Annotated in this window: 5 protein-coding genes; 3 read left to right on the top strand and 2 right to left on the bottom strand. The window is 26.4% G+C overall.

All coding sequences use genetic code 11. The features are described from left to right. Positions 1-54: 54 nt before the first annotated feature. Positions 55-1,176, bottom strand: coding sequence for a DNRLRE domain-containing protein (locus COL3_RS19740; RefSeq protein WP_008424699.1), 1,122 nt, complete (start codon positions 1,174-1,176; stop codon positions 55-57). 55 nt (positions 1,177-1,231) lie between these two features. Beyond that, positions 1,232-2,263 carry a hypothetical protein gene (locus COL3_RS19735; protein ID WP_008424696.1) on the bottom strand — a complete coding sequence of 344 codons (1,032 nt, stop codon included), beginning with the start codon at positions 2,261-2,263 and terminating at the stop codon, positions 1,232-1,234. Between the two features lie 193 nt (positions 2,264-2,456). On the opposite strand from COL3_RS19735, the gene COL3_RS19730 reads away from it, so the two are divergent. From COL3_RS19730 to COL3_RS19720, 3 genes are all read left to right on the top strand, one after another. Further along, the gene (locus tag COL3_RS19730; RefSeq protein ID WP_008424694.1) at positions 2,457-3,419 is read left to right on the top strand and encodes a hypothetical protein; all 963 of its coding nucleotides are present in this window, start codon (positions 2,457-2,459) and stop codon (positions 3,417-3,419) included. 310 nt (positions 3,420-3,729) lie between these two features. Further along, entirely contained in the window at positions 3,730-4,785 is a 1,056-nt protein-coding gene (locus COL3_RS19725) for a glycosyltransferase (RefSeq protein WP_008424693.1), read from the top strand. A gap of 136 nt (positions 4,786-4,921) precedes the next feature. Then, positions 4,922-6,319: a glycosyltransferase gene (locus COL3_RS19720; protein ID WP_008424691.1), complete on the top strand. Its 1,398-nt coding sequence runs from the start codon at positions 4,922-4,924 to the stop codon at positions 6,317-6,319. Positions 6,320-6,595: the final 276 nt, after the last annotated feature.

Here is a 6,595-nt window from a genome sequence, read left to right as displayed (position 1 = left end):
GTAACAAAAATATTTATTATTTCGGTAAGCTACCACATAAGTCTAGTTTACATGTTATTTATCTATATATAGGTTATTAGACTTATCTTCTAAAGGCTCTATAATTACATTTCCTATTATCTCTGAAATTTTGCTTACTTCATTAGATAAGAGAGATAGGGTTTGAGTTATTTCTTTTATTGAGCTGTCTAAATTTGAAATAACATTGTTAACAGAATTTCTTAATTCTACAATATCATAATTAACAGAATTTTTTAATTGAGAGATTTCGCTTCTTGTTAATTCATTTAGGTCTGATGTTAATCTGTTTAAAAGATCTTCAGGCAAGTTATCAAAAGACAAGTTCTTTAATTCCTCTATATCTTGAAAATATTCTTTTAACGAATTTATGCTATCTTTTATTTCAGAAAAATCCTTATCAAATTTATTTAAACTTGGAATAACCTTATCATCTATATCATCTGAATTGCTATTTGTAGCAGGGGGAGTATTAGATAACCTTTCTTCAAAAGAATTTAACTTTGAATTTTGAGATTCTGATTTAGTGTTAATTTCTTTAGAAAAATCATCTATATTAGTATTTTCAATATCATCATAATCATATTCATAATCATCAAATGGCGTATTATTACCAATATTATTTTCATAATTATCATTTACAAGAACTAAGTAAGGAGGGTTTGAACATACTTTAGAGCTAAATTGTAATACAGAGGCTGTATAAAAATTAAGAGGTTCTATTATTATTGTATAAGTATTATTATATGAATTCAAAGATTTGATAACACGAGATATATTAATTTTTATATATTTTTTTACTGAATTAGTTGGTATATTTATATTTATTCGTACACGATTATTCTTCTTAGGTAGTGAAGACCAATTAATATCGCAAATATCTAAAGTAGTATCATTGCCAGATATTGAAACACCAATACTATTACAGGTAGTAGGGTATATATTTTCTAAAAATAAAAATAAGTATACACTTTTTGATGAATCGAGATTTAAATCAGATATATAAAATTGAAATAGAGACTTATATAAATTTAAATTCTTATAATTATCATGAACAGAACCAACAAATAATTTCTCGTCTTTGCAAAAATTAACATTTGGGCGAAAGTTGCAAACATAAGTTGTTTCAGCACAATTTATTTTTGTTAAATTTTCCATAAATATTATCTCCTTATATATAATTTATTAGATTTCATTTATAGATATAATATATTTAAAAAATTCTATTATTATTTATGAATCCAAGTGTACTAAAGGATTCAGTATTTACAAATACAATAGGAATGTTTAATTGGTTATTGTCAAGTTTATTGGATTTATAGCTATAACATGCAAAAGAATGTTCTGAAGAGTTTTTATCTAAAATAGGTCTAGTCCAGGTCTTACCAAAATCATAAGAAATACAGTAATGTAAAGTATTAAATTCTACCCATTGAATATAGAGTATTTTTTTATGTTCAATTATATTTGGAAATGAACAAGCTATGGTTTCGCTTATAGTTTTATTGGCAGATAATTCTGATGAATAATTGTTAACATATACATTTATGTAGCTGCAATAATATCTGTTAAAATTATTTTCTGAGTAAGTTATATGATAGCTTCCATCAGAGCCTTTAATTGCAGATAAATATACCTTAACTTTGTGAGAATTAGTAATTTGGATGGGAATAGACCAGGTGTTGGTATCTAAATTATAAGTTGAAGAGTAGAGTTCTTCATATCCATTAGTTATTTTAAAATAAAATATTATTGGAACAGAGTCTTCAAAGTGTACAACAAAATTAGTAAGAATATCATATTGTAATGAGTCTATTTCGCTTCTTTTCCATCCATTATCTTCTCTATAATAGTGAATTAATGAACATTGATTTATATTACTTTTATCAATTAAATAATAAATAATATGAGTGTTATTCTCAATATTTTTTGTATAAAGAAATTGAATGGAAAAGGCACTTGAATCATACTCTAGTATAGTATTTTTTATGATTACCTTATGATTTATATAGAAATGTATAATACTATTTTTATTTACATTTGCTACACCATATATTGAATCGTTTTTATTTATGTCAAACCAAATATCTGGAAAGGTATAAGCTCCAGGCAATATTTTTTTTGAAGATATAAGCTGAAGATTACTATTGAAAGTTTTAATATAAATATCATCATCTATATCTATATTTACAATATCTTGATTAGTTTTTTGAAGCAAAGTGCCAAATTTTCTTACAAAAGACATAAATAACTCCTAAAATATTTCTTCAATGTATTTATATTTTGTTGGTAAACATTTTATTCTCAAACTTATAGAATAAACTAAAAACAATATTATTAAATGGAAACATATTTCTATGTGTTTCATACAATAAAGTAGAAAAAGATGGAATATCATCGAACTTAAAGACAAATCTAAAATAAGGAGGATATTAATTATGGCCGAAATAAGAAATTGCGTGACTGCTGAAACAAACCCCGATGGAACAACTACAGAAGTTTGCACACCTTGTGAATCAGCAGAAATGCATGATAATTGTACTTGCCATGGATGTGATCCAATTAAAGTAAGTTGTTCGAGCATAGGAGACGCAGTATGTGTACCAATTATTGCAGATGAATTATTTGATGTTGTATCAACTGTAAGAGAAGATATAGGAACATTATCTAACATTCCCTTTTTATTAGACAGCGCTAATCCTAGCTTGGTTAATGGACAACTTGTGTGTATAAGAAGCATAGGAATAACCTATGATTTTATTGGATTAGCTCAAGCAGATCCAGCTAATAGCGAAATAATAATTGGAGGACAAACATTTACACTTACACCTACATCACTATTTGATGCTAGTGATGGAGTAGGAGGTAATCCAGTATATGTATTTGATGAATTAAATGGAACTATTACTTTACAACCACCTTGCTGCTGTGACAAACCAACTAAACCAGGAATAAAACTTAGGACAATTGAAAGAAATAGAGCCTTTGAAGTAGCAAATTTAAAGATAATTGCAACTGGAATAATAGGAAGTACTCCTTTTACGGCTCATGCCGATATTGCTGCATTACTAATACCTGGATCAACTCTAATTCCATTATCTTCATTAGGAATTCAAAATTTGACATTCTCAGGAAAGATATGTTGGCCTAATCATAGAAGTAGAATGACTTTAAATGATAGTTATATTACTAGATTAGGAGTTGATTGTATAATTCCAACAAGTTGCTTTGTTGTAGGTAATGTTATAGGTTTACCTGGATCATTTACAGCTAATGTGGATCTTTCATTTATTGCAAAGAGAGTGCTATATGCTAGTCATAAAGGTGCAATAGCTGTATTTACAACACCTAATGCTACTTTAACAAAGAATGGAGAAGTAATTGGTAGTACCTTGGTGTAGAGTGAATTTGTGAAATATAGTAATAAGTTAAACTGAATTATCTATTACTATTGCTCAATATAATTTAATAACAATTTGAGATATGAAATAATATTTCAATTGTAAGAAATGGTTATCTTAAAAGAATTATAAATTTAGGATAACCATTTTCAATGATAATAAAACTGAAAATGCAATATTTTAAATATAATAGCAGCAACATAATAAATCAAATCATAACATATAAAAGAATATTTTAGTTTTATAAAATAATTAACCAAGTTAGCAATTATAAAATGTATTATTTAAATAGGAAAATTTGGAGGTATATATGAAAAAATATTTTACACTATATTGGCCAGGATTGAGGAACATTCATCTAACAAAAGATGTAGGAATAATACCGTATATATTTCAAAAACATTTAAATTATGAGGTAACAATTTTATGTAATAAAAATGAAGAAAATTATGATAAGGTAATGACTAAAGACATTAACCTAAATTTCATGGAAAGTGAAGACTCAATCGCATCAGTATTGAAAAAAACTGATATTCTAATGCTTATTGGCTACTATGATTTTAATTTAAATATGATAGAAAGATATAAAGCAATTAATCCAAATGGGAAAATCTATTTAAAATTAGATTTAAATAGATATTGGTTAAATAGAATAGTTTTTAATGAGTACTTTATAAATTTATTAAATCTATGCACTCTCATTACTGTTGAATCTAAGAACTTAAAAAAAATAATTGACAATAATTGGCCTATAAAAGTTGAATATATACCAAATGGTTTTTATGATTTTTTTAATAGTGATGTTGTTGAGTATAGTAGTAAAGAAAATATTATTTTAACTGTAGGGAGATTGGGAACCTATGAAAAGGCAACTGAAATTGTAATGGAAGCATTTATGATTGCTTCAGATAAAATTAATGATTGGAAGTTAAAATTAATAGGCCCAATTGAATCAGAATTTAATCAGCATATAAGTAATTATTTCAAATTTTATCCTAAATTGCAAAGCAAAGTTATTTTTACAGGGCCTATTTATGATAGAAATTTACTCATGGAAGAATATAAAAAGTCTAAAATATTTTGCTTAACCTCCAGGGTTGAAGCTTTTGCCCAAGTATTTGGAGAAGCTGCCTTTAATGGTAATTTTGTCATCTCTTCAGATGTAGATGGCGCATTAGACATTACTTCTGATAAAAAATATGGAAGTATATTTCCAATAAATGATTTTGTGGCCCTTTCAAAAGAATTAATTGATATATGTTCAGATGACTTACGATTAAAAAGAATTTGTGATGATATTCAAATTAATACGAGAAATAATTTTGATTGGATAAAAATTTGCGAAAAGATAAATTCTTTTTTTTAATCTTATCTGTTCTATTTTTATATGGTTCACTTTTTGAGAATTACGATAAAATACCATAGATAAATAAGCCTACCAAGCATTAAGAAATTTTAAAAAAAATTTATAATCTTAAATTATCTGAGGAGATGTGAAATTAATGGTTGAAGAAAAAAAAACATCCATAATAATTTTAACTTATAATAATCTCGATTATAATAAAATCTGTCTTGAGAGCATAAAAAAATATACCAGAAATGGTACTTACGAAATAGTTGTTGTAGATAATAACTCTACTGATGGAACTCAAGAATGGCTTAAAGAACAAACTGATATTAAACTTATTTTAAACGATGAGAATGTAGGCTTCCCAAAAGGATGTAACCTTGGAATTAAAGCAGCAGAAAAGGATAATGATATTTTACTATTAAATAATGATACGAAAGTTACACCAAGATGGCTTGACAATCTTAAAATATGCCTTTATAGTGATGAGAAAATTGGAGCTGTTGCATCAATTACTAATTATTGTTCAAATTATCAATCAATAAATGTACCGTATACTGATATGGAAGAAATGCTTAAATTTGCAGAGGAGAACAATATTTCATCAAAGGAAAAGTGGGAAGAAAAAGTTAGATTAGTGGCGTTTTGCATGTTAATAAAAAGAGAGGTTATTAATAAAATTGGTAATTTAGATGAAAGATTTACCCCTGGGAATTTTGAAGACGATGATTTATGCATGAGAATTATAGAAGCAGGATATAAACTTATGCTTTGTAATGATAGCTTCATACATCATTTTGGAAGTACGTCTTTTAAACAAGATTATACTAAATTTCATGATATTTTAAAAACAAATACTAAAAAATTCGAAGAAAAATGGGGATTTAATTCTAATAATCAAAGTTTACTAAAGTTTGATATTATAGGCCAAATAAATGAATTAAAAGAAAAAGAAATGAATATTATCGAGTTTGATTGTGGACTCGGTGCAACCTTGCTTAAACTAAAACACATGTATCCTAATGCAAAATTATACGGCATTGAAACAAATGAAAAAATAGCAAAAATATGTGGGAAAATTATAGAGATAAGTACTGAAGACTTTGAGGAAAATTATAATATTAATTTTAAGGAAAACAAAGAAAACTTTTTTGATTATATAATAATTGGTAATAAACTTCAATTTAGCAAAGATCCATGGAAATTACTATCAGAGATAAAAAGATTCTTAAAGCCGGGGGGATATATAATAGCTACTATTCCGAATATGATGCATTATTCAGTTATTAAAGGCTTATTAAGTGGAAGCTTTATGTATAATAATAACTCAATATTAAATCCAAGATGTAATAAATTCTTTACGTTGATAGATATAAATAAAATATTTGAAGAATGTGGCTATGTAAATCCATTTGTATTTCACTATTTTGTGGAAATATCACAGGAGGATGATAATTTCTTAAATCAAATTTGCAATATAGTTGGAGAAAATATGAAAGGCTTTTTTATGTCTTATGAATATGTAGCTAAATTTCAAAATAACCATTCATAAAAATATGCCTCTACTTTATTATGGTAGAGGTAATTATTATTTTACCAATTATGGAGTAGTATTACATAACTTTAAAAAAGCATATAATTCTGAGACAGGATTAATTGTCGCCTTGTGTCAAAAAATATTCTCTTGCATATATTAAAGTAGCCCAAATTTTTTGAAATTGGTGCAAAGCAGAGGAAAAGAAAGAATAAGGAGATGGTGTAATGCCTACCGTAGTTATTAATCCTATAGCTGATGCATATATATCGCAGTCCAATCCTAATGCGAACT

Origin of the sequence: Clostridium sp. LS (assembly GCF_002760435.1) — a bacterium.
Lineage (GTDB): Bacteria > Bacillota > Clostridia > Clostridiales > Clostridiaceae > Clostridium.
The sequence above is the reverse complement of the archived record's forward strand: the minus strand, read 5'-3'. Positions and strand labels throughout refer to the sequence as shown.